At 60.9% G+C, this 1,245-nt stretch carries 1 protein-coding gene; it reads right to left on the bottom strand.

Annotated features, from left to right (window positions below; genetic code table 11):
- Positions 1–15 precede the first annotated feature (15 nt).
- Positions 16–1,190 (bottom strand): IS3 family transposase gene (locus tag HV765_RS31625; RefSeq protein WP_217483411.1). Its coding sequence is split into 2 segments (ribosomal slippage): positions 16–920 and positions 920–1,190, totalling 1,176 coding nucleotides; the frame shifts between segments, so codons are not numbered across the junction.
- Positions 1,191–1,245: the final 55 nt, after the last annotated feature.

Raw genomic sequence — 1,245 nt, forward strand, 5'->3', positions numbered from 1 at the left:
TGTGGTGGTCAAGTTTTAGTGGACACGTCGATAGGTGTTTTTTGGACGCTGGCTGGCTTCATAGGCAGCCGGCGTCAGATAGCCCAGCGTAGAGTGCAGCCGCCGGGTGTTGTAGAAGTTCTCGATATAGTCCTGGATGTCACGCTGTGCATCGGTCCGCGTGGCGTATCGGCTTGTCCAGAGTCTTTCGACCTTGAGGCTCAAGAAGAATCGCTCCATGACGGCGTTGTCCCAGCAGTTGCCTTTGCGGCTCATGCTGCACTGGATGCCATGGTGAGCCAGGACCGCCTGATACTCGCCGCTGGCGTATTGGAAGCCCCGATCCGAGTGCAGTAACAACCCGCGGGCAGGTCGTCGCTGGCGGATCGCCATCTCCAGGGCCTGCCGCACCATGGGGGTATGCGTGGTCGGTGAGGTTGCCCAGCCGACCACGCGCCGTGAGTAAAGATCAAGCACGACGGCTAGATACAGCCAGCCTTGCGTGGTTCGGATGCAGGTTATATCGGTCACCCAGGCCCGGTTCGGCTGATCCACATCGAACTGCCGATCCAGGACGTTCTTGAACGTCGGCTTGCCCACGTCGGTGATCGTGGTGGCGATGAACCGACGCTTCCAGACCGGCCGCAAATGCGCTTGGCGCATCAGGGTGCGAGCCCGGTAGCGGCCGATCTGCACTCCGTCAGATCGCAGCGCGCGGGAGATGCGCCGACTGCCGTAGGTCGAGCCGCTGGCACTAAAAGCCGCCGCAACATAGACCTGCTCGCGCACGGTCTTGGGCCTTACCCGTCGACTACGCTGGGCGTAGTAACCGGAGCGACTAACGCCGAGCATCCGGCAGGTGTGGCTGACGGCATAGGCCTTCTGTTGCAGATGCGCCACCAGTGCAAAGCTCACTTGAGCTCGCGGGCAAAGAAGGCCGAGGCTTTTTTTAATAACTCATTGTCCAGCTTGGCTTGGCGCAGCTCCAGCTCCAACTCGCGGATACGTCGCTGCTCCGGGGTGATCGGCAGCCCCGGGCCGGGCTTGCCCAACACGTCCGCCTTGTACTGCACCAGCCAGCGCCGCAGCGCTGTCTCACCAAGCCCCAATGATGCACAGACCTCGGGCACGCCAAGGCCCTTGTCTGTCACCATCCGCACCGCCTCGAGCTTGAACTCCGCCGTAAAGGCACGCCGTTTTATCTTGGTCATGACTCACCTCCTAGGTTCAACCTATCTGGGTGTCCACCAAAATTAAACCACCACA

It is taken from the genome of Achromobacter kerstersii (assembly GCF_902859595.1).
Lineage (GTDB): Bacteria > Pseudomonadota > Gammaproteobacteria > Burkholderiales > Burkholderiaceae_B > Achromobacter > Achromobacter kerstersii.